Source organism: Collimonas sp. GW821-FHT07E08 (genome assembly GCF_059418905.1).
Genome location: NZ_JBWKQR010000012.1, coordinates 10,902 through 35,612, shown reverse-complemented (window position 1 = coordinate 35,612; position 24,711 = coordinate 10,902). Strand labels below are relative to the sequence as shown.

The window sequence follows — 24,711 nt, the reverse complement described above, 5'->3', positions numbered from 1 at the left end:
TTTGTTCATGGTGATTCGTTTGTTTCGTTTGAAAAATGACATGCGCGCGGGAGGCGCCGGTTCAGGATATGGCCGGCAGCAAATCTTCCATCAGGTGCTGCATGGCCAGCCAGCCATTGGCGGCCATCGCGATCTCGACGTTGGCGGCGGCGCGTTGCGGCACGCGGAATTCGCAGACCGTCATGCCGCGCGTGAAGCGACCGTTCAGTTCGATGACGACGTGCGCCGGCTTGAATTCAAACAGCTCGGGCCAGCGCAGGTACAGGGCGACCACCGGGTCGTACATCGGCATCGGCACGCTGCCGTCCGCGCTGCGGATGCGCAGGTAGCCTTCCAGGTAACCCGCCAGCCAGTCGCTGCGCTGCGTGCCGACCTCCCTGACTTGCGCTACCTCGGCGCCGGTCACCGCCAGCTGCCGGCACAGGTTGAGGCCGAACATGCGCAACGGCACGCCGCTGCGGAATACGACATCGGCGGCTTCCGGATCGGCATAGATATTGAATTCGGCGGCAGCGGTGTGGTTGCCCTGGTCGGTAGAGCCGCCCATCAGGATGATTTCCTTGATCTGCGCGGCGATATCGGGCGCGCGCAGCAGGGCTGTCGCGACATTGGTCAACGGTGCGATCGCCAGCAGCGTGATTTCTCCGGGATGCCGGCGTATCGCCGCGATCAAGGCGTCGCATGCATGCAGGTCGGGCGCCGTTGCGTTGGGCGCCACCGCGTCGGGCGCCACCGCAGCCACCGGCGGCAGGCTGGCGCCGGTGGTGCGCATGCCGGCTTGGCCGAGGATGCACTGGGCGGTTTCCTGCCGGCCGTTGAGCGGTTCCGCGCAGCCGCGGTAGACCGGCACGTCCAGGCCGTAGTGCGCCTTGATGCGCAGCGCATTGTCGTAAGTCACGTCCAGCGGCGCGTTGCCGGCCGCGACGCTGACGCCCAGCCATTCCAGCCAGGGATTGGCCGACAGCAGCAGCATGGTCAGCCAGTCGTCGAAGCCGGGATCGGTATCTAGCCAGATTTTACGCATAGCATGGACTCCATTTGGTTCGGTTTGCCGCCGGGTCATTTGCATCATTGGTTCAGGAACAGGGCGTCTTTGGCGGACAGCGCAAAGCTGACCTGGTCGCCCTCGCGCCAGATCGAAGCGCCGACCGCGGCCAGCCCCTTGACCGGGCCGATCGCGGTCTGCAATACGTATTCCACCGTGTCGCCCAGGAAACCGCGCGACAGCACGGTGCCGCTGTGCTGGCCGGCGCCGACCTGGATGCGGTCAGGGCGCCAGCCGATGCAAGTGGTGTCGCCGGGCACGCTGTCGCCGAACGGCAGGCTGTGCGCTTCGTGGTGCAAGCGGCCGTCGCGGTACTCGAACAGGTTTTCAAAACCCATGAAATTGGCGACGAAGCGCGTGCGCGGCGCGTTGAAGATGGTTTCCGGAATGTCCAGCTGCTCGATCTTGCCGCCGTTCATCACCACGATCCGGTCCGACAGCGCCAGCGCTTCTTCCTGGTCGTGGGTGACGTACAGCATGGTGATGCCGAGCTCGCGCTGGATGCGCCGCAGCTCGGCGCGCATCTGCACGCGCAGCTTGGCATCCAGGTTGGACAGCGGTTCGTCCAGCAACAGCAGCTTGGGTTCGATCACCACCGCCCGCGCCAGCGCCACGCGCTGCTGCTGGCCGCCGGACATCTGCGTCGGCAAACGGCTTTCAAAACCGCTCAGGCCGACGGCTGCGATCACTGCTTCCACTTTCTGCCTGAGGATTGCCTGCGGCACCTTGCGCAAGCGCAGGCCGAAAGCGATGTTGTCCCACACGTTCAGGTGCGGAAACAAGGCGTAGGACTGGAACACCATGCCGATGTTGCGCTTGTTGGGCGGCTTCTTGCCGATGTCTTCGCCGTCCAGCACGATGCGGCCGTGCTGCAGCTCGAGCAGGCCGGCGATTGCGCGCATGGTGGTGGTCTTGCCGCAGCCGCTGGGGCCCAGCAGCGATATCAGTTCGCCTTGTTCGACTTCCAGGTCCAGCTGGTTGACGGCGGCCTTGTTGTTGCCGTAGCCGCTGCTCAGCTGCTGCAGTTGTAGGTAGCTCATGGTGTTCTCACATGTATTTTGAAATGCCCAGCACGCGCTCGGTGACGAGCACGAACGCCATCGTGAACAAGACCAGCAAGGTCGACAGGGCGGCAATCGAGGGATCGAAGGTGTTTTCCATATGGCCCAGCATTTCTATCGGCAAGGTGCTGATGCCAGGGCCGGTCAGGAACAGCGATACCGGCACCTGGTTGAACGAGGTGACGAAGGCCAGGAAAAAGGCGGCGATCACGGCGCCGCGGATATTCGGCAGCACCACCATGAAAAAACTGCGCAGGCGGGACGCGCCCAGCATCACGGCGGCGTCTTCGATATCGACCCGCAGGTTGACCAGGCTGGCGTAGACCACCCGCACCGCGTACGGGATCAGCAGCGCGATATGGCCGATCAGCAGGCCGGCGAATACCGGCGCATGGATCTGCAGCACTACATAGCGCATCAGGCCGAGGCCGACGATCATGCCGGGGATGATCAGCGGCGAAGTCAGGACCTGCTTGATGGCCGCCATCGCCGGCAATCGGGTGCGCGAGAGGGCATAGGCTACCGGTGTGCCCAGCAGCAGGGCAACTGCGGTGGCGACCAGGCCGATCTGCAGGCTGGTCAGGAAAGCGCGGCGGAATTCGTCGGCGGCGAGCACCTCGAAGATCCAGCGCAGCGAATAAGACGGCGGCGGGAACGCCAGCGTTTCGCCGCCGCTGAAACCGGCCATGAACACGATGGCGAACGGCCCCAGCAGGAACAGCAGCACCAGCCACAGCATGCAGCGCGAAAAGAGTCCTTCTTTCATACCTTGCTCCGGCTCGAAGAAATGCGTTTTAACCCGGCGTTGACCATCAGCGTCATCACCACCAGGATCACGGCGATCACGTTGGCGGAACCGAAATCGCTTTCGACGCTGACTTTCTGGTAGAGCAGCGTTTCCAGCATCAGCACCTTGGGACCGCCCAGCAGCGCCGGCGTGACGTAGGCGGTGACGCAGCCGGTAAACACCAGGGTGCCGCCGACGATCAGGCCTTCCTGCGTCAGCGGCAGCGTCACCTTGCAAAAGGTTTGCCAGGCGTTGGCGCCGAGCGTGGCGGCAGCGTGGGCGACGTCGCGCGGCAGGTTTTCCAGCGCCCCGACCAGCGACATCAGCATCAGCGGCAGCAGCAGCTGCAGCAGGCCGACATACACCGCCAGTTCGCTGAACAGCAGGCGCTGCGGCTCATCGCTCAGGCCCAGCGCCTGCAAGGCCGAATTGACCGCGCCGTTGCGGCCGAGCAGGACGATCCAGGCGTAGGTGCGGGCAATCGGCGACACCATCAGCGGCAGGATCATCATGCCCAGCATCAGGCCGCGGTAGCGCGGCGCCACCCTGGCCGCCGCCTGCGCCGCCGGGTAGCCCAGCAGCACCGTCGACAGCGTCACCAGCACCGCGATGCGCAAGGTGCGCAGGAATACCTGGCGGTTCAGCGGATCGCCGAAAAACGCGACAAGGCGCTGCAGCCCCCAGGCGCCGCCGTCGATCTGGAACGCCTCCAGCAGCAGGGCCAGCACCGGCAGCAGGAAGCAGGCCAGGGTAAAGACCAGGGCCGGCATCACCAGCAAGATGCCTACATGTTTCTTTTGCATTGCAAATATCCCGTTTCAGCAGTTATTTGCTGATTGCCTTGTTCCACTGCGCGATCCAGTTCGAGCGCTGTTTCAGGATCAGCTCGGGTTTGACGAATTTCAGCGAGCGTATCTGTTCCGCGCCATAGGTATTGAATTCGGCCTTGTCCTTGGGCAGCACCACTTGCTGGTTGACCGGCGAGTCGACCAGGTCCATCGCCAGCGCGGTCTGCACTTCCTTGGATAGCCAGAAGTCGATCAGCTGGTAGGCCAGGTCGGCGTTTTTCGACTGGCTGACGATGCCCATCACATTCATCCCGGCGGCTTGCCCTTCGGCCGGGATGGCCCATTTCAGGGGCATGCCGGTCTTCAGCAGCTGCGACCAGGTGAAGCGCGCCACCGGCGCCGCCCAGATTTCATCCTGGGCGAACAGGGAAGACAGCTGGGCGCTGTTTTTCGAGAATGTCACCACATTGTTTTTGATGGCGGTGATTTTCTGCATGCCGGTGGCGTAGTCGTCGCCTTTTCCGCCCCAGGCCAGGTCAGCCATCTGCAGCATCAGCGGGCCTTGGGTGGTGCTGACGTCCGGCAGCGAAATGCGGCCCTTGAGGTCGCTGCGCCAAAGGTCCTGCCAGGATTTGATGCCGCTGACCTTGTCGCTGCGATACACCAGGCCGACCGAATAAATGGTGTAGCCGACGGCAAAATTGCCGCCTATGGGATTCTTGGCGAAATTGTAGATTTGTCCGTAGTTTTTCAGTTTGGCGTAGTCGAGCGGCGCCACCAGGCCCTTGTTGGCCGCTTCCAGCATGCCGAAATCCGACAGCAGCACCAGGTCGATCACCGGGCTGGCGCGGTGCGCTTCGAGCTTGGCGATGCGGTCGGCGTTGTTGCCGGTCTCGACCACGATGTCGCAGCCGCAGCGCGCCTTGAACGGTTCATAGACATGTTTGGCAAACAAGGGCTGGGCGATCGGATAGGCTGAAATCACCAGCGTGCGTTTTTCCGCCTGGGCAGCGCCGGCAGCCAGCAGGGCCAGGCCGCCGGCGAACAGGTATGGGAGAGTGTTTTTCACAAGGTTTCCTTAAATCGAAGGGCCGCCGGCAGCGCGCCGCCGGCCCAGGCGCTCAGAATACGTGGCGCATGCCCAGCAACAGCACCGACTGCTGGCGGTCGCTGGAGGAGGGAAAACCGAAGATCGTGGCCTGGGTCGCATCGCCCACCGCCTTCTGGTAGCTGTATGTAATGGCCACATCCGTCCGTTTCGACAGGAAATAATCGGCCTGCAGGTTGATCTGGTGCCATCTCGGCTTCTTGTCGATCACATCGTATTTGCCGGTGGTATAGAAATACGAAGCGCCCAGGTTCAGCATCGGCGTCAGGTGGTGCACCAGGTTCAGGTCGAAATTCTGCAGAGTCAGGCTGGAATTGTCCAGATAGTTATAGCGCACATTGGTGTACAGGGCGCCGAAATCGGTGGCGCCGACCTTGTAGAAGCCGCCGGTGCCGGCAATGCGCTGTTTGCTCACGCCGGTGTTTTTGGTGACCGCGCTCTTGTTGAATATCAGCAGCGGGCTGGCGTAGTCGTTGCTGATGGCGCCGTCCGGGCTTTTTGCGCTGTTCGGCGTGTTGAACTGGGTGTAGGCCACGGCCCAGCTGAAATCGCCGTTCTTGTAGCCGCTGCCCAGGCTGTATACCCGGTTGACGCTGGCGTCGCCGGCGACTTCGCCGAAACCGTACACCGCCGTGAGATTGAAGTTGCCGATGGTCGGGCTGACGTACTTGACCGAATTCTGCACCCGCAGGTTGTTGTAGCCGTTATCGTTGTCGCCGATATGCACGCCGTTGCTGGCGATCACCACCGGGCCGAGGTAATCCTTGACCGCCTCGTACTGGCGGCCCATGGTAAAGGTGCCGGAATTGACGTTGCTCAGGCCGACATACGACAGCCGGCCGAACAGGCGGCCGCTTTGCGACGCCGTGCCGGTCATCAGGTTAAAGCCGTTTTCCAGCGCGAACAGCGCTTTCGAACCGCCGCCCAGGTCTTCCTGGCCGCGAAAGCCGATGCGCGGATTCTGGTTGGTGCCGCTGACGGCTTCCAGGTTGTGCTTGCCGTTTTCGTTGGACAGGTAACCGATGCCGCCCGACAATAAACCGTATATCTCGAATTTGTTCTGCGTCACCTGCGCCTGCGCCGTCCCCGCGCATATCCCCGGCACGGCCAGCACCCCAATCATCCACTTTTTCATCGCATCTTCTCCCCGTTGATTTGAATCTTGCATGCTTCATGCTGCTATATAAATGATCACTCCCTGATCCATTGGGCTGAGAATATGTTAAGTTGATGAATAAGATAATGTGTTTATTTTTATAATTTAATAAATTTAATTTATAACCATGGCAATCCTCAAACTCGACAACAAGGTTACCCTGCGCCATCTGCAGGCTTTTGTGGAGCTGGCCGGCAAGAACAGCTTCAGCAAGGCGGCCCAGGAACTGTCGGTGACCCAGCCGGCGCTGAGCGCGGCCATCAAGCAGCTGGAGAACCAGCTCGGAACCAAGTTGTTCGACCGCACCACGCACCAGATTGAACTGACCCGGCAAGGCGCGGTGGTGCTGGAGTACGCCAAACACTTGCTCAATACCGCCAACAACACGTTCGGCGACATCCAGCGCGCCATCGGCAGCGGCCGCCACCGGATCCGCGTCGGCACCATTCCTTCCGCCATGACGCTCACCGCCGCCGTGGTGGCGCGCTATAGCAAGAGCTACGGCGACCAGATCGAGATCGTGCTGTGCGACATGCCTAACGACGCGCTGCTGGAAGCCCTGCATACGGGCGAGCTGGATTTCTGCGTCGGCGTCAAGCAGGCCCAGACCGATGCGCTGGAAACCGTGACTTTGTTCGAGGACGAGCTGGTGCTGATCGTGGCGCGCGGCCATCCGCTGGCCGCGGCCAAGGAAGTGCAGTGGCGCCAGATGGCGGGGGAAGAGATCGTGATGTTTACTACCGGCAGCATCTGGGAGTTCGCTTCAGCCGCGCTGCGCCAGCATGAACTGGCGCCGTCCAGCCTGTACCAGGTAGTCCACAGCGAATCGCTGTACGGCATCGTGCGCTCCGGGATTGCGGTGGGCATCATGCCCAGCCTGTATACCGCTTACCTGAAAGACAGCAGCCTGCATGTGGCGCCGCTGCGCTCGCCGACGCTGAAACGGAAGATCATCCTGATGCGCAGGAACGAAGTCAGCCGCAGCAAATGGACCGATCATTGCTTTAAAGAACTACGCAACGACCTGAAACAGGCCAATCACTGGTTCTGAGCGATGCCTTCGGCGCCGGGCTGCGGCTGCCGGTCGCCGCGCTCAGGTCTTGACGCCGACGATTACGTGCGATGCCTTGAAAATCGCCACGATCGGTTTGCCGGCTGCGAGGCCGAGGCTGGTCGCGCTTTCCTGGGTAATGATGGCCACCAGCGTCGCGCCGCCGTTCAGGCTGACTTCGACTTCCGTATTCACCGCGCCGGCTTTCACTGCCTTGACCGTGCCTTGCAGGCGGTTGCGGGTAGAGAACTTGATGCCGGCGTCGGGCGCAGACAGGATGATCCATGGCGCCTTCACCAGCGCCAGTGCTTCCGCGCCCGGCTTCAGTTCCAGGTATTTGGTGCTTTCCCGGGTGATGACCGCAACGATGCGGTCGCCGCCGGGGAGGGTGATCTCGACTTCATCGTTGACCGCGCCTTCTTGGATGGCGGTCACTTTGCCTGTGAATTCGTTGCGCGCACTGGTCAGCATTTCTTGCTCCTTGAATCAGGTTAAGCGCCAAGCCCGGGGCCTGGAGCCGAGGAGTTTTATCATACCCCACCGTGCCGTCCGGGCATTCGCTTCCGGCTGCTAATGGCTATCAGCCGACGGTGATAGCCGGCCAGCCGGAAGTTTGCCTGTTGCAACGTCCTGTGTCAGGGCTGCAGGGATGCCAGTACTCCTTCCTGCCTTGCCGGCTGCAAGGCGGTATTCAATGCATGCGCAAAAACCTCGATATGCGGTGAAATCATCATCGACTGGTGGGTGCCCGGCACCGGCACCAGCCGCAGCAGCATTTCCGGCACCACGGCGCCCCAGCCGCGCAGAGGCTCGTTGACGGTATCGCCCTCGGCGCTGTAGAAGTGCACCGGAACGCCGATCGGCTGCGCCGCATAGTCGCCGTAGGCACGGATGATGGTGCGGCTGTTCTCCATCAGCTGTAGCAAGCCCTGCAAGGAAAACCCGGCCGGAAACAGGCCGTTCCGCCTGGCCATCTGCAGCAGGGTGGGGACATCGATATCCGGCGCGGCCGCTTTCAGCTTTTCCATCGCGGCCTTGAGCACTGGATCGTTGCCGGCGGCAGCCTCCAGCAGCGTCAGCATCAGCTGCTTGTCGCCCAGTTTCCATTCGCGCTCGTCGTCGTCGCCGATGGAGCAGTGGGTATCGAACAGCCCGATAAACTCGACCTCCTGGCCTGCATTGAGGAACTGTTGCGCTACTTCGTAAGCCAGCGCTCCGCCAAACGACCAGCCGGCCAGCCGGTAGGGGCCGTTCGGCTGCACCGCCCGGATCAGGCCGGCCGCGCGCACCGCCATGCCCTGCACCGTCGACAGCTGCGGCTGTTCCAGCGGCACCGGCGGCAAGCCGTAGACCGGGATGTCGGGATGGATATGGGTTGCCAGCATATGCGCATAAATCAGCAAGCCCGAGCCTTCGTGCATCAGGAACAAGGGGCGTTGCCGGCCGCCGGCGCGGATCGGCACGGCAGCGTTTTCCGTCTCCAGCGGATTCAGCTGCGCGATGTGTTCGGCCAGCCCGGCGACGGTCGGATAGGTAAACACGTCGCTGGCTGAAATCCGCACGCCTTTTTGCTTGAGCAGGTTCACGACCTGCAATATCGAAAGGGAATGCCCGCCCAGCGAGAAGAAATTGTCGTGGCGGCCGATGCGTTCGATCTGCAGCAGTTCCGACCAGATGCCGGCCAGGACCGTTTCGATTTCTCCCTCGGGCGCCACATAACCGCCGACCGCATAGGCGTCCGCCGCAGGCACAGGGAGGTGCTTGCGGTCCAGCTTGCCGTTCGGCGTCAGCGGCAGCGCCGCCAGCATGACATACGCTGCCGGCACCATGTACTCCGGCATGTTGACGCTCAGGTAGGCGCGCAGCGTTTCGGCATCGACTGTTTCCATGCCGGCAGTTTCATGCGCGACCACATAGGCCACCAGGCGCTTGTCGCCAGGATTGTCCTCGCGCGCGATCACCACCGCTTCGCGCACCGCCGGATGCAAGGCCAGCTTGGCTTCGATCTCGCCCAGCTCGATGCGGAAACCGCGGATCTTGACCTGGAAGTCGTTGCGTCCCAGGTGCACCAGGTTGCCGTCGGCCTGCCAGCGCGCCAGGTCGCCGGTGCGATACAACAGCGCGCCGGGCAGTCCGGAGAAGCGATCCGGAACGAACCTTTCTTCCGTCAGCTCGGGACGGTTCAGGTAACCGCAGGCTACGCCCGCGCCGCCGATATAGATCTCACCCGTCACGCCAACCGGCACCGGCTCGCCGTGGGTATCCAGCAGATATACCTGGGTGTTGGCGATCGGCCGGCCTATCGGTATGGTGGCCTGGGCGGGGTCGACCGCCGTGATTTCATAAGTGGTCGCATAGGTAGTGGTTTCGGTCGGCCCGTAGCAGTGGATCAGGTGCCCGGGTTTGCCGGCGTCCAGCACGCGCGCAAACGCCGCCGGATCGCAGCGTTCGCCGCCGGTCAGCAGGTAACGCAGCGTGCCGAATGCATCCGGCACGATCGCCGCGCATTGGTTGAATACGGCGGTGGTGATGAACAGCGCAGTGACAGCGTGCTGTTCCAGCGCCCCGGCAAACCGGAACGGATCGAGGAATACCTCCTTGTCGATCACGACGATCCGTCCGCCGTTGAGCAAGGCGCCCCAGATTTCCATGGTCGAGGCGTCGAAGGCCGGATTGGCGGCGAATGCGATGCGGTCGCTGGCGTCGAATGCGGCGTAGCCGTTTTCCAGCACCAGGCGCTTGATGCCGCGGTGGGGCACCATCACGCCCTTCGGCTGCCCGGTCGAACCCGAGGTGTACATGATGTAGGCGATCGTGCCGTTATCGCCCGCCGGCGCCAGGTTATCCGCGGCGCATGCGGTTTCCGGCGAGCCGTCGAGGTTGACCCTGGCTACCGTGGCCAGTGCCGGCCAGTTGCCGTCCTCCAGGGCCAGGACCAGGCGGACGCTGCTGTCGCTTGCCATGAATACCTTGCGTTCATCGGGCAGCGCCGGATCGATCGGCACATAGGCGGCGCCGCATTTCAGGATTGCCAGTTCGGCAACCACCAGTTGCGATGAACGGTCAAGATGCAGGGCCACCCGGTCGCCGGGCTTGACACCCAGCTCACGCAGGTAGTGCGCCAGCTGGTTGGCGCGGCGGTTGAGTCCGGCGTAGCTCAGCTGCTCGGCGCCATGCACTACTGCAATCGCCTGCGGCGTCTTGGCCGCCTGTGCTTCGAACAGCTGCGGCAGCAAGTCTTGCGGATTGCCGGCGCCGGTGGCGTTCCACGCCGTGACGATCTGGTGGCGTTCGGCGGCGCCCAGCAGCGGCAGGCGCGCGATCTGCTGCGCATCGTCCTCGACCATCGCTTGCAGCAGGCGCTGCCAATAACCCAGGTAACGCTCCACGGTGCCGCGTTCGAACAGCGCCGTGGCATATTCCAGGACGCCGGCGATGGCGTCGTCCGATTCGCCCAGCGACAGGGTCAGGTCAAACTTCGCGGTGACCTGCTTGAACGGCAGCTGCGTCATTTCCAGGCCAGCCAGGCTGAGCCTGCCTCGCGGCGCGTTCTGCCAGGCGAACATCACCTGGAACAGCGGACTGTGCGCCATGCTGCGCACCGGGTGCGTATGCTCGACCACCTGCTCGAAAGGAATTTCCTGGTGCTGCTGCGCGGCCACGGATTGCTGCTTCACATGGGTCAGCAGCGTGCCTACCGTCGCCTGCTCGGGCAGATGGATGCGCAGCGCCAGCGTGTTGACAAAGAAACCGATCAAGCCTTCCACTTCCTGCTGGCTGCGGTTCGCCGCCGGGGTGCCGATGACGATATCGTCCTGTCCCGCCAGCCGGCCCAGCAGCAGCGCCCAGCTGCCCAGCAGCGTCATGTGCAGGGTGGTGCCGTGGCGCTGGCTCAGCGCCTTGAGCTTTTTCGTCAGATCGCTATCCAGCACGGTGTCGACCCAGGCGCCGGCATAGTCTTGCTGCGGCGGACGCGGGTAATCGGTCGGCAGTTCCAGCAAGGTCGGCGCGCCGGCCAGGTTTTCGGTCCAGTACGCGGTCTGCTGTTCTAGCACCGTGCCGCTCATCCAGCGGCGCTGCCATGCCGCGTAGTCAGGATATTGCACGGCCAGGGCCGGCAACGGATCGTGCTCGCCTTGCCGGTAGGCGTTATACAGAGCGCTGACTTCGTTGAGCAGCACGCCGAGCGACCAGCCGTCCGAAACGATATGGTGCATGGTCACCAGCAGCGTGTGCTGGGTGCGCGTCTCTTGCAGCAGGCGGCCGCGGATCAGCGGGCCGCGGGCCAGGTCGAACGGTGCGGCGGCTTCCGCGGCGATCAGGCGTTCCCGTTCGGCGTCGCGTTCGGGATGGTGCCGCAAGTCGTGCTCCAGCAAATGAAAATGGCTGACGTCAGCCGCTGCGACCTGCTGTATCGCACCTTGGCCGTGCTGCGGGATAAAGCTGGTGCGCAGCGCTTCGTGGCGGAACACCAGCCGCTCCAGCGCCTGGACCAGGGCCACCCGGTCGAGTTCGCCGCGCAGCTGCAGGGCCAGCGGCACATGGTACGCCTGGCGCACTTCGCCCATCTGCTCCAGGAACCACAAGCGCTGCTGGGCGAACGACAGTTGTTCCCGCTCGGCGCCGGTGGCGAGCGTCATCGCCGGCCGGATGCTGGCGTCGCTGCCGGGCAGCTGCGCGGCAAAGTCGGCAAAAAACGGATGCATGAACAGGGTGCTCAACGCTACTTCGACGCCGAACGCCTGCCGGATGCGCGACATCATCTGCACCGCCAGCAGCGAATGCCCGCCGAGGGAGAAGAAGTTGTCGTGGCGGCCGACACGCTCGACCCGCAGCAGCTCCGACCAGATGGCCGCCAGGGCGGTTTCGCTTTCTCCTTCCGGCGCTGCATAACCGTTGGCGGCGTAGGCGCCGCCGTCCGGGGCCGGCAGGCTGTTGCGATCCAGCTTGCCGTTCGGCGTCAATGGCAGCGCTGCCAGCGTGACATAGGCGGCCGGCACCATGTAGTCCGGCATGCTGCTGCCAAGGTGCGCGCGCAGGGTCTCGGCGCCGATTTCTTCGTCGGCCACGATGTAGGCCACCAGGCGCTTGTCGCCGGGAATGTCTTCGCGCGCGATCACCACCGCCTCGCGGATCGCCGGATGGGAAGCCAGCTGGGTTTCGATCTCGCCCAGCTCGATGCGGAAGCCGCGGATCTTGACCTGGAAGTCGTTGCGCCCGAGGTAGGCCAGGTTGCCGTCGGCTTGCCAGCGCGCGAGGTCGCCGGTCTTGTACAGGCGGGCGCCGGGCTGTGGCGAGAACGGATCGGGAATGAAGCGCTGCTCGGTCAGTTCCGGCCGGTTCAAGTAACCGCGCGCCACTTGCACACCGCCGATATGCAGTTCGCCGGCGACACCGATCGGCGCCGGCTGGCCGAGGGCGTCGAGGATGTGGATGCTGGTATTGGCAATCGGCTTGCCGATAGGAATCAGCGCCTTGGCTTCTCCCGCAGCGGAAGTCCACGCAGTGACATCGACCGCGGCTTCGGTAGGGCCGTACAGGTTATGCAGCCGGGCTTGCGGCAGCAGCGCATGGAAGCTGCGCACCAGCGCTGCCGGTAGCGCTTCACCGCTGCACATCACGCGGACGATGCCGGTGCAGCTTGCCGCCTCGCCATGCGCGGCGAATACTTGCAGCATGGATGGCACGAAATGCAGCGTGGTCACGCCGGCGGCACGGATGACTTCGCTCAGGTAACGCGGATCCTTGTGGCCATCCGGCTTGGCCATCACCAGCTTGGCGCCGACGATCAGCGGCCAGAAGAATTCCCACACCGAGACGTCGAAACTGAAAGGCGTCTTTTGCAGCACCACGTCGTGCTGTTCCAAGCCGTAAGCCTGCTGCATCCACAGCATGCGGTTGACCACGCCGCGATGCTCGTTCATCACGCCCTTCGGTTTTCCGGTCGAACCCGAGGTGTAGATCACGTACGCCAGGTCTGACGGCGTGAGATGGCTGCTGTCCGGATTGTGGCCTGGATAGGCATCCCAGCTTGACGCTTGCAGGTCGAGCACCGGCAAGCCCTCTGGAATCGCTGTCAGGACCTGCTGCCAGCCGCCTTCGATCCCGGCTTGCGTCAATACCACGCGCGGTCCGCTGTCGCTGAGCATGTGCGCCAGGCGGTCCGCCGGATAGGCCGGATCCAGCGGCACGTAGGCAGCGCCGGCCTTCAGCACTGCCAGCAGGGCAACCACCATGGCCAGGCTGCGTTCGGCGCAGATCGCCACCCGGTCGTCCGGCTGCACGCCCAGCTCGCGCAGGTAATGCGCCAGCTGGTTGGCCTGGCGATTGAGTTCGGCATAGCTCAGCTGCTGCGTTCCCTGTTCCACCGCTACCGCTTGCGGCGTCCGCGCGGCTTGCGCTTCGCATAACTGATGCAACAGCGATTCACGCTCCGGATACGCCACCTGGGTTGCATTCCAGCCATCCAATAGCCGGCGTTCCGCTTCACCTGCCAACGGCAGGCTGGCGATCTGCTGCCCATCGTCGGCGACCATCGCTTGCAGCAGGCGATGCCAATAACCCAGGTAGCGCTGCACCGTGCCTTGCTCAAACAAGGCTGTCGCATATTCCAGCGAGCCGGTTACCGCATCGCCCGATTCGGCCAGCGCCAAGGTCAGGTCGAATTTTGCCGTGACCTGCCTGACGGCCAGCGGCGCCAGCTCCAGCCCGGACAGCTGCAGCTTGCCTTGCGGCGCGTTCTGCCATGCAAACATCACCTGGAACAGGGGGCTGTGCGCCATGCTGCGCACCGGATGGGTATGTTCCACCACTTGCTCGAACGGGATTTCCTGGTGCTGCTGCGCCGCCAGCGCTTGCTGCCTGACATGCGCCAGCAGCGTGGCAACCGTTGCGTTTTCCGGCAGGCGGATGCGCAGCGCCAGCGTGTTGACGAAAAAGCCGATCAAGCCCTCTGCTTCCTGCTGGCTGCGGTTGGCCGCCGGGGTGCCGATGACGACATCATCCTGTCCCGCCAGCCGGCCCAGCAGCAAGGCCCAGCTGCCCAGCAGCGTCATGTACAGGGTGCTGCCGTGGCGCTGGCTCAGTGCTTTCAGTTTGCGCGTCAGCGTGGCGTCCAGCGTTGTATCGATGCTGGAGCCGGCATAGTCTTGCTGCGGCGGGCGCGGATAATCTGCCGGCACTTCGAGCAAGGTCGGCGCGCCTGCCAGGCTCTGCTTCCAGTACGCCGCCTGCTGTTCCAGCACCGCTCCGCTCATCCAGCGCCTTTGCCATGCCGCGTAATCGGGATATTGCACCGTCAGCGGCGGCAGCGGGTCATGGCGACCTTCGTGGTAGGCGTTGTAGAGCGCGTTGATTTCATCGAGCAGGATAGCTGTCGACCAGCCGTCTGAAACGATATGGTGGGCCGTGATCAAGAGCGTGTGCCGGGTCCGCGTTTCTTGCAGCAGCAAGCCGCGGATCAGCGGGCCCTGGGCCAGGTCGAACGGCCGCGCCGCTTCCACGGCAAGCAGGCGCTCCAGCTCCGCATCGCGCTCCGGATGGTGCCGCAAGTCGTGTTCCAGCAGATGGAAATGGCTGACGTCCGCGGCTGCCACGCGCTGGATCGCGCCGTGGCCTTCTTTTGCAGCAAAGCTGGTGCGCAGCGCTTCGTGGCGGAACACCAGGCGCTCCAGCGCCTGGACCAGGGCCACCCGGTCAAGTTCGCCGCGCAGCTGCAGGCCCAGCGGGATGTGATAGGCATGGCTGACCCCGCCCATCTGTTCCAGGAACCACAAGCGCTGCTGGGCGAACGACAGCTGTTCGCGCTCGGCGGCGGTGGCGGCGGTCAGCGGCGGCCGCGCGCTCTGGCCGCCGGCCGGCAGCTGCGCGGAAAAATCGCGCAGCACCGGATACGCGAACAGGGTGCTGATCGCTACCTCGACGGCGAACGCCTGCCTGATGCGCGAAATCATCTGCACCGCTATCAGCGAATGGCCGCCCAGCGAAAAGAAATTGTCGTGGCGGCCGATGCGGTCGACCCGCAGCAGTTGCGACCAGATCGCCGCCAGGGCGATTTCGGTTTCGCCTTCCGGTGCGACATAACCGCTCGCAGCGTAAGCGTCGGCCTCGGGTGCCGGCAAGTGTTTCCGGTCCAGCTTGCCGTTCGGCGTCAGCGGCAGCGCCGCCAGCATGACGTACGCCGCCGGCACCATGTACTCGGGCATGCTGACGCTCAGGTGGGAGCGCAAGGCCGCGGCGTCGATTTCTTCGCTGGCGATGATATATGCCACCAGGCGCTTGTCGCCAGGATTGTCTTCGCGTGCAATCACCACCGCCTCGCGTACTGCCGGATGCGATGCCAACTTGGCTTCGATCTCGCCCAGTTCAATGCGGAAACCGCGGATCTTGACCTGGAAGTCGTTGCGTCCCAGGTGCACCAGGTTGCCGTCGGCCTGCCAGCGCGCCAGGTCGCCGGTACGGTACAGCAAGGCGCCTGGCTGGCCGCTGAAACGGTCCGGAATGAAGCGTTCCGCCGTCAATTCTTCGCGATTGAGGTAACCGCGCGCTATGCCGGCGCCGCCGATATACATCTCGCCCGCCACGCCAACCGGCACCGGCTCGCCATGCGCGTCCAGCAGGTACACCTGGGTGCTGGCGATCGGCCGGCCTATCGGTATGGTTGCCTGGCTTGCATCGACCGCGCTGACTTCGTATGTAGTGGCGTAGGTGGTCGCTTCGGTCGGCCCGTAGCAGTGGATCAGGTGCCCGGGTTTGCCGGCTTCCAGCACACGCGCAAACGCCACCGGATCGCAGCGTTCGCCGCCGGTCATCAGGAAACGCAGGCGGCCGAACGCATCCGGCGCGGCCGCTGCGCATTGGTTGAACACCGCGGTCGTCAGGAACAGCGTGGTGATGCCTTGCCGTTCAAGCGCATCGGCCAGGTGCAGCGGATCAAGGAATATTTCTTTGTCGATTACCACGATGCGCCCGCCGTTCAGCAAGGCGCCCCAGATTTCGACGGTCGAGGCGTCGAAGGCCGGATTGGCGGCGAATGCGATGCGGTCGCTGGCGTCGAATGCGGCGTAGCCGTTTTCCAGCACCAGGCGCTTGATGCCGCGATGGGGCACCATCACGCCCTTCGGCTGCCCGGTCGAGCCGGAGGTGTACATGATGTAGGCGATCGTATCGTCGTCGCCGCCCGGCGTCAGGTTGTCGGCGGCATAGGCGCTGGCGGCGATATGGTCCAGGTCGAGCCTGGCCAGTGGAGCTTGCGCCGGCCAGCGGCCTGAGCTGTGCGCCAGGAGCAGGGTGGCGTTGCTGTCGTTCGCCATGAAGATCTTGCGCTCGTCGGGCAGGCCGGCGTCGATCGGCACATAGGCGGCGCCGCATTTGAGGATCGCCAGTATGGCGACAAGCAGCGGCAGCGAACGCTCCAGCTGCAGCGCTATGCGGTCATTGCGCTTGACTCCCAGCTGCCGCAGGTGATGCGCCAGCTGGTTAGCCTGGCGATTGAGTTCGGCATAGCTCAGCTGCGCCGTTCCGTGCACCGCCGCGACTGCTTGCGGCGTCTTCGCGGCCTGCGCCTCGAACAGCTGCGGCAACAATGGCGCCGGCTGCCTGGTTTTTGTTGCGTTCCAGCTGCTGACGACCTGGTGGCGTTCGGCGGCCGGCATGACATCGATGCTGTTGACGGCACGTTCCGGGGTTGTCTCCAGCGCCGCCACCAAGCGTTCCAGCGCGGTCTGCATGAAACCGCACACGCGCAATGCGCCGACCTCAGGCGTCACTTGCGCGGTCAAGGCGAAGCCGGATCCGAGGTCGTCCACCGACAGGGTCAACGGATAATTGCTGCGTTCCTCTCCCGAAATCTGGGTGATGCCTTCCCAGGTTGCCTGCTCGGCGGCTGTGGTTTCGCCAAGCACGCTGTGGCGATAGTTGAGCAAGGCCGAGAACAAGGGCTGCGGCGCGGCAATCGCACTGGCGCGCTGCGCCAGCGCCAGCGAGGCATGTTCGTGTTCCATCAGTTCGGTCAGCAAGGCATGCGTATGCCGCACGCTTGCCGCCGCGCCTTGCGCATCGATGCTGATCCGCAGCGGCAGGGTATTGACCAGCAAGCCCATCATGCGGTCGGCGCCTTCGCCGCCTTGCATGCGGCCGAACAGCACGGTGCCGAACACGACGTCGCTGCGGTTGGCGATCCGCGCCAGCACCTGGCCCCATGCAAGATGGAACAGGCTGGCTGCGCTGACGCCCAGTTGCCGCGCCTGCTGCCGCAGACGCTTTGACAGCGCTGCACTGAGCTGCACATGGCCTTCTTCCAGTCCGCCGCCGTCGCCATGCACTTCCAGCAAGCCGAACGGCGCGGTTGGCTCATCGACGTCGCCCAGCATCCGGCGGAAGAAGGCTTCATGCACCTCGATGTTGCCGCCCAGCCGGGCCTGCGCTACGTAATTGCGGAACTGCAGCGGGACCGGCAGCTGCGCTTGCTGTCCTTGCAAATGCGCGGCGATTTCGGCGCGCACTACTTCCAGGGTGGTATGGTCGCTCACCAGGTGATGCATCAGGGTCAGCAACACCCAGCGTTCCTGTACAGAGTCGTAGGCAAAGCTGGTCCGCATCAGGGGCGCCTGCGACAGGTCGAGGCGGGTGTGGCGCGGATCGAAACGGGCGCGCAGCTGGGCGGCGACGTCGCCGTCGGCTGGATCGAGCATCAGTTCCTCCTGCACCAGCGGCGCCGAGCGCCAGACCACCTGCAGCGGTTCGGGTACGCCTTCCCAGACAATCGCGGTGCGCAGTACGTCGTGGCGCTGCATCACGCCTTGCAGGGCTGCCAGATATCCATCGAGGCGCGCCCGCGTATCGAAAGCGGTCAATCCGACCAGCAGATAGGGATCGCCGTCCTGGGCCATCAGGTGATGGAACAGGATTCCTTCCTGCAGCGGCGCCAGCGGATAGATATCCTGCACATTGGCGGCGCCGCCGGGGACGCTGTCGACCACGCGGTCAATTTCAACGCTGCTCAAGGCAGCCATCGGCAGCATTGCCGGTGTGATGAGCTCGCATCCGGCCGGGATCAGGCTGGCCGGGACAGCGACCAGGCGGCTCTCCTCGCCGATGGCGGCGGCCAGTCCGGCCAGGGTCGGCGCGGCGAACAGCGCGCGCACCTCTGCCTGCAGGCCTTGCTGGCGCATTTTTTCCATCAAGCTGACAGCCAGCAGCGAATGGCCGCCCAGCGAAAAGAAATTGTCGTGGCGGCCGATGCGGTCGACCTGCAGCAGGGTAGACCAGATGGCCGCCAGCGCCATCTCGGTTTCACCCTGCGGCGCTTCATAACCGCTCACGGCGTAGGCGCCGCTATCCGGCGCCGGCAGGTTCTTGCGGTCCAGCTTGCCGTTCGCCGTCAACGGCAAGGCCGGCAGCGTGACATAAGCCGCCGGCACCATGTAGTCCGGCAGGTTGAGGTTCAGGTGCGCGCGCAAGGTTTCGGCGTCGACTTCTTCATGGACCACGATGTAGGCCACCAGGCGCTTGTCGCCGGGAATATCTTCGCGCGCGATGACGACCGCCTCGCGGATCGCTGCATGCGCCGCCAGCTGGGTTTCGATTTCGCCCAGTTCGATGCGGAAGCCGCGGATCTTGACCTGGAAATCGTTGCGGCCCAGGTAAACCAGGTTGCCGTCGGCCTGCCAGCGCGCCAGGTCGCCGGTCTTGTACAGGCGCGCATCCGGCTGTTGCGAGAATGGATCGGGAATGAAGCGCTGCTCGGTCAGTTCCGGCCGGTTCAGGTAGCCGCGCGCCACGCCGGCGCCGCCGATGTACAGTTCGCCGGGCACGCCGACCGGCGCCGGTTCGCCTCGGGCATCCAGCAGGTACACGCTGAGGTCCGGGATGCGCACGCCGATCGGACTGACGCCGCCGCGCGCGGTGTCGGCCGCTTCAATCGGCTGGTAGGTAACGTGGACAGTGGTTTCCGTAATCCCGTACATATTGATCAGGCGCGTGGCGCAGCCCTGGTTTTGCGCGTACCACGGGGCCAGGGTTGCCGGTTCCAGCGCTTCGCCGCCGAAAATCACATGCCGCAGCCGGTGCGTTTCGGCGCTGCCGCCTTGCGCTGCAATCAGCTGACGGAAGGCGCTTGGCGTCTGGTTGAGGATGGTTATTTTTTCGCGGCATAACAGGCGATAGAAATCTTCCGCCGAACGTGCTGTTTCCAGGGGCACCACCACCAGGCGCCCGCCATGCAGCAAGGCGCCCCAGATTTCCCATACCGAGAAATCGAAGGCGAAGGAATGGAACAGACTCCAGGCATCTTGCGAATCGAAATGGAACCAGGCGTCGGTCGCCGCAAACAGGCGCGTTACATTGCGATGTTCGACCATCACGCCTTTCGGCATGCCGGTCGAGCCCGAGGTGTAGATCACGTAGGCCATGTCTGACGGCGCCAGGTGGCTGCTGTCGGGATTGTAGTCCGGATAGGCGCTCCAGGCCGGCGCCTGCAGGTCCAGCAGCGGCAGGCCGGGTGCAATCGTCGCTTTCACCTGCGGCCAGCTGCCTTCGATCCCGGCCTGCGTCAGCACTACCCGCGGCGCGCTGTCGTTGAGCATGTGCGCCAGGCGGTCGGCCGGATAAGCCGGATCGAGCGGCACATAGGCCGCGCCTGCCTTCAGCACGGCCAGCAAACCGACCACCATCGATATGCCGCGCTCGACGCAGATCGCGACCCGGTCGTCCGGCTGCACGCCCAGTTCGCGCAGGTAGTGCGCCAGCCGGTTGGCCTGGCGGTTGAGTTCGGCGTAGCTCAGCTGTTCGGCGCCATGCGTCACTGCCACCGCCTGCGGTGTCTTTGCGGCCTGCGCTTCGAACAGCTGCGGCAGCAATTGCCCGGGATAGCTGGGCTGGTTTGCGTTCCACGTTTCGACGATCTGCCGGCGCTCTGTTGCCGGCAGCACGTCTATGCTGTTGATGGCGCGCTCCGGCGTCGTCTCCAGCGCCGCCACCAGGCGTTCCAGCGCGGTCTCCATGAAACCGCACACGCGCAATGCGCCGACCGCAGGCGTCACTTGCGCGGTCAGGGAGAAGCCGGATCCGAGGTCGTCCACCGACAGGCTCAAGGGATAGTTGCTGCGTTCCTCGCCTGAAATCCGGGTAATGCCGTTCCAGGCTTCTTGCTCGGAGGGCGCTGCCTGGCTGGGCATGCTGTGGCGATAGTTGAGCAAGGCCGAGAACAAGGGCTGCGGCGCTGCAATCGCACTGGCGCGCTGCGCCAGTGCCAGCGAGGCATGTTCGTGTTCCATCAGTTCCACCAGCAAGGCGTGGGTGCGCCGCACGCTTGCCGCCGCGCCTTGGGCATCGATGCTGATCCGCAGCGGCAGGGTATTGATCAGCAAGCCCATCATGCGGTCGGCGCCTTCGCCGCCCTGCATGCGGCCGAACAGCACCGTGCCGAACACGACGTCGCTGCGGTTGGCGACCCGCGCCAGCACCTGGCCCCATGCGAGATGGAACAGGCTGGCTGCGCTGACGCCCAGTTGCCGCGCCTGCTGCCGCAAGCGCTGCGACAGCCTGGCGTCGAGCTGCACGTGGCTCTCTTCCAGTCCGCCGCCGTCGCCATGCACTTCCAGCAAACCGAACGGCGCGGTTGGCTCGTCGACGTCGCCCAGCATCCGGCGGAAGAAAGTTTCGTGCGCCTCGGTGCTGGCGCCGGACCGCGCCTGCGCCACATGGTTGCGGAATTGCAGCGGGACCGGCAACTGCGCTTGCTGTCCCAGCAAATGCGCGGCGATTTCGGCGCGGACTACTTCCAGAGTGGTGTGGTCGTTCACCAGGTGGTGGATCAGGGTCAGCAGCACCCAGCGATTTTGTAAAGAGTCGTAGGCAAAACTGGTGCGCATCAATGGCGCCTGCGACAGGTCGAGGCGGGTATGGCGCGGATCGAAACGGGCGCGCAGCTGGCCGGCGATATCGCCGTCGGCCGGATCGAGCATCAGTTCCTCCTGCACCAGCGGCGCCGAGCGCCAGACTACCTGCAGCGGTTCCGGCACGCCCTCCCAGACGATGGCGGTGCGCAGCACGTCGTGGCGCTGTATCACGCCTTGCAATGCCGTCAGGTAGGACGCCAGCCGGTCCCGCGTATCGAAGCCGGTCATGCCGACCAGCAGATAGGGATCGCCTTCCTTGGCCATCATGTGATGGAACAGGATGCCTTCCTGCAGCGGCGCCAGCGGGTAGATATCCTGCACGTTGGCGGCACCGCCGGGAACCTTGTCGGCCACATGGGCAATTTCTGCATCGGTCAACGCCACCATCGGCAGCATCGCCGGCGTGATGCATTCGCAGCCGGCGGGAATCAGGCTGGGAGGCGCGGCAACCAGGCGGCTCTCCGCACCGATGGCGGCGGCCAGTCCGGCCAGGGTCGGCGCGGCGAACAGCGCGCGCACCTCCGCCTGCAAACCTTGCTGGCGCATCCTTTCCACCAGCGTCACGGCCAGCAGCGAATGGCCGCCCAGCGAGAAGAAATTGTCATGGCGGCCGATGCGGTCGATCTGCAGCAGCTCCGACCAGATCGCCGCCAGGACGGTTTCGGTTGTTCCCTCTGGCGCGGCATATCCGTTGAAGGCGTAAGCATCGCCGCCGGGCGCCGGCAGGTTCTTGCGGTCCAGCTTGCCGTTCGGCGTCAATGGCAGCGCCGCCAGCGTGACATAAGCCGCCGGCACCATGTAGTCGGGCAGGCTGAGGCCAAGATGCGTGCGCAGCGCCGCGGCCTCGATTTCCTGGTCGGCCACGATGTAGGCCACCAGGCGCTGGTCGCCGGGCGTGTCTTCGCGCACGATGACCACCGCTTCGCGGATGGCCGGATGGGAAGCCAGCTGGGTTTCGATTTCGCCCAGTTCGATGCGGAAGCCGCGGATCTTGACCTGGAAATCGTTGCGGCCCAGGTAAACCAGGTTGCCGTCGGCCTGCCAGCGCGCCAGGTCGCCGGTCTTGTACAGGCGTGCGCCGGGTTGCGGCGAGAATGGATCGGGAACGAAGCGCTGTTCGGTCAGTTCCGGCTGGTTCAGGTAGCCGCGCGCTACGCCGGCGCCGCCGATGTGCAGCTCGCCTGCCACGCCGACCGGCACCGGCTCACCCTCGGCATCCAGCAGGTAGGCCTGGGCGTTGGCAATCGGCCGGCCGATATGCAAGACCTCGTCGGTTGCTGCCAGCCTGCCGGAAGTGGCGACCACCGTGGCCTCGGTCGGGCCATAGTTGTTGACCAGGGAGAACGGCAAACCGGCCTGCGGAGCGAGCCGCAAGCGATCGCCGCCGGTCAGCAGGCGGCGCAGGTGCGGATTGCCGATGCCGTTGCGCAGGGCGTGTTCGGCCATCGGCGTCGGCAGGAAACTGACATCCAGCGTTTGTTCGCTCCACCATGCCAGCACCGTCGCCGCGTCGTCGTCCTGCACCGGCAGCAGCAGGGTTGCGCCGATGCTCAGCCCCGGCCAGATTTCCCAAGCCGCGGCATCGAATCCCAGCCGCGCTACGCACGAAGTCCGATGGCCCGCCTGTACCTCGAATGCTGCGTTGTGCCAATGCACCAGGTTGCTCAGGTTGCGGTGTTCAATCATCACTCCTTTCGGCGTGCCGGTCGAACCCGAGGTATAGATCACGTAAGCCAGGTGGGATGGCGCGAGCCGGCTGCTGTCCGGGTTGTGGTCCGGACAGGCGCTCCAGGCCGGGGTCTGCAGATCGAGCAGCGGCAAGCCAGATGGAATCGCTGCCCGGACCTGCTGCCAGCCGCCTTCGATCCCGGCCTGCGTCAGCACTGCCCGCGGCGCGCTGTCGTGCAGCATGTGCGCCAGCCGGTCCGCCGGGTAAGCCGGGTCCAGCGGCACATAGGCCGCGCCTGCCTTGAGCACACCCAGCAGGCCGACCACCATCGATACGCTGCGCTCGACGCAGACCGCGACCCGGTCGTCCGGCTGCACGCCCAGTTCGCGCAGGTAATGCGCAAGCCGGTTGGCCTGGCGATTAAGTTCGTCGTAGCTCAGCTGTTCGGCGCCTTGTATAACTGCCGCCGCCTGCGGCGTTTTTGCCGCCTGCGCCTCGAACAGCTGCGGCAGCAGGGACGATGGATAACTCGCCTGCGTGGCGTTCCAGGCCGTCACGACCTGGTGGCGCTCCCCGGCATCGAGCAGCGGCAGCCGGGCTATCGCACAATCCGCGCCGTCGATGACGGCATCCATCAGCAAGGCCATGCGGCTTTGTATCCGGGCGATTTCATCCTGCGTGAAATGACGGGTGTTGTAATCGAACACCACCAGCACGTCCTGGCCCTGGTGGAAATCCCGGACCGACAGGGCCAGCGGCGTCTGTTCGAATCCATGGTCCAGCTTGACGCCGCTGGCCAGCCCGTCGCCCATGGGGAAATCGGTATTGAAGACTTCATAGGAAAGCGAGACGTCGAACAGCTGGCGATAGCCGTTCTGCACCACGTTGTGGGCGCGGTTGATCTCGACGATCGGGCAGCGCTGATGGCGGTAGCAACGGCGCAATTCCTTGGCAACGGCTGCCATCGCCTGGCTGAACGGCTGCTGCCGGTCCAGTGCGATCCCCACCGGAATGATCGACGAGAACATGCCGAAGGTGTTTTTTTCGCGCGCGTTGCCGCGGTTATGGATGGGCACGCCGATGACAACTTCGTCGAGGTCGTTGGCGCGCGCGAAATACACGCTGGTCAAGGCCAGCATGAAATCCGGCGCGGAAAATCCGTGTGCCGTTGCAAAGGCGGTCATCTTGTCGAAGCGCGCACGTTCGATAGACCAGTAGTGCTGCGCGCTGGGAGCCAGCTGCCTGGCCGCGAGCGCGCTGTCGCCGGCAACCAGCCGCGCCGGCAGCTGCGTGAAACGCTGGCGCCAGAATTCCTTGTCGAGCGCAAACCGCGCGGAAGAAAAATAGTCCCGGTCCTTGGCGATGAAATCCAGGTAGGAGGGCGCGGCTTCGGCCAATGTCACGTCCAGTCCGAGCAGCCGGTTGTAGGCGCTGGCGATGCTGGTGAAGCTCTGCGAAGTACTGATGCCGTCGGCGACTAGGTGGTGGTAGCACAGCAGCCAGTAATAGCGCGAAGGGCTCACGCGTATCAGCGCCATTTTCCAGAGCAGCCCGCCGTACAGGTCGAACGGCTGTTTGAACACCTGTTCCATGCGCTGCCGGGCATGCAGGTCGCCATCGGCTTCGCCGGAAAAATCCAGTACCGGCAGCACAAAATCCACCGACGGCAGCACCTGCTGCTGCGCCATGCCGCCGGCTTTGACCAGCACCAGCCTGGCGGCGTCGTTTTCCATCGCGAAATGGCGGATGGCCTGCTGCAGTATGAGCGGATCGACGGCCGCGTCGATTTGCACCGCCAGTCCGATGTTGTAGTAAGGGATGTCCGGATTCAGCATCTGGTCCAGCCAGACCACTTGCTGCACGGAAGAAAGTGGGTGGACCGACGCTGGTCCGCCGTTGGCCAACGCGCCTGGTGCTGCAAGTGTTTCAACCGGATTCGACATAAAAACCTCTAGGCAGTGTTTTGACAACAATCGGAAATCAAGGAGGTGTTCTGCTTCTCCCGGGCCGCCGCCTGCCACGGCATGTGGATCGCCGGCGTCGATTCTCGGGTTGGAGCAGGGTCTTAAGGGATGCTGCTGGAGGCGGTTGCCTCAGTGGCGAGAGAGAATGGACAAAGCTGCTGTAGGGGGAGCGCGCGCATGGAAT

9 protein-coding genes are annotated in these 24,711 nt (G+C 64.3%); 1 reads left to right on the top strand and 8 read right to left on the bottom strand.

Annotation, left to right across the window (positions count from 1 at the left end; genetic code table 11):
- Positions 1-61: 61 nt before the first annotated feature.
- From AC07RZ_RS16475 to AC07RZ_RS16450, 6 genes are read right to left on the bottom strand one after another with little or no spacing between them, the layout of a single operon-like run.
- Entirely contained in the window at positions 62-1,024 is a 963-nt protein-coding gene (locus tag AC07RZ_RS16475) for a nucleoside hydrolase (RefSeq protein WP_494668729.1), read from the bottom strand.
- A 44-nt stretch (positions 1,025-1,068) separates the two neighbouring features.
- The gene (locus AC07RZ_RS16470; protein WP_494668728.1) at positions 1,069-2,085 is read right to left on the bottom strand and encodes an ABC transporter ATP-binding protein; all 1,017 of its coding nucleotides are present in this window, start codon (positions 2,083-2,085) and stop codon (positions 1,069-1,071) included.
- 7 nt (positions 2,086-2,092) lie between these two features.
- Entirely contained in the window at positions 2,093-2,872 is a 780-nt protein-coding gene (locus AC07RZ_RS16465; protein WP_144737987.1) for an ABC transporter permease, read from the bottom strand.
- Positions 2,869-3,696 carry an ABC transporter permease gene (locus AC07RZ_RS16460; RefSeq protein WP_494668727.1) on the bottom strand — a complete coding sequence of 276 codons (828 nt, stop codon included), beginning with the start codon at positions 3,694-3,696 and terminating at the stop codon, positions 2,869-2,871. Before AC07RZ_RS16460 ends, AC07RZ_RS16465 begins: the two co-directional genes overlap by 4 nt.
- Positions 3,697-3,718: 22 nt before the next feature.
- Positions 3,719-4,750: an ABC transporter substrate-binding protein gene (locus AC07RZ_RS16455; RefSeq protein ID WP_494668726.1), complete on the bottom strand. Its 1,032-nt coding sequence runs from the start codon at positions 4,748-4,750 to the stop codon at positions 3,719-3,721.
- Positions 4,751-4,802: 52 nt separating this feature from the next.
- Complete coding sequence (locus tag AC07RZ_RS16450; RefSeq protein WP_494668725.1) at positions 4,803-5,924, bottom strand: porin; 1,122 nt, start codon at positions 5,922-5,924, stop codon at positions 4,803-4,805.
- 148 nt (positions 5,925-6,072) lie between these two features.
- On the opposite strand from AC07RZ_RS16450, the gene AC07RZ_RS16445 reads away from it, so the two are divergent.
- A complete protein-coding gene (locus AC07RZ_RS16445; protein ID WP_494668724.1) occupies positions 6,073-6,996 on the top strand; it encodes a LysR family transcriptional regulator in 924 nt (307 codons plus the stop codon).
- 42 nt (positions 6,997-7,038) lie between these two features.
- On the opposite strand, the gene AC07RZ_RS16440 is transcribed toward AC07RZ_RS16445, so the two are convergent.
- Positions 7,039-7,467, bottom strand: coding sequence for a TOBE domain-containing protein (locus AC07RZ_RS16440; protein ID WP_494668723.1), 429 nt, complete (start codon positions 7,465-7,467; stop codon positions 7,039-7,041).
- A 164-nt stretch (positions 7,468-7,631) separates the two neighbouring features.
- Positions 7,632-24,506: an amino acid adenylation domain-containing protein gene (locus AC07RZ_RS16435; protein WP_494668722.1), complete on the bottom strand. Its 16,875-nt coding sequence runs from the start codon at positions 24,504-24,506 to the stop codon at positions 7,632-7,634.
- Between the last annotated feature and the right edge of the window lie 205 nt (positions 24,507-24,711).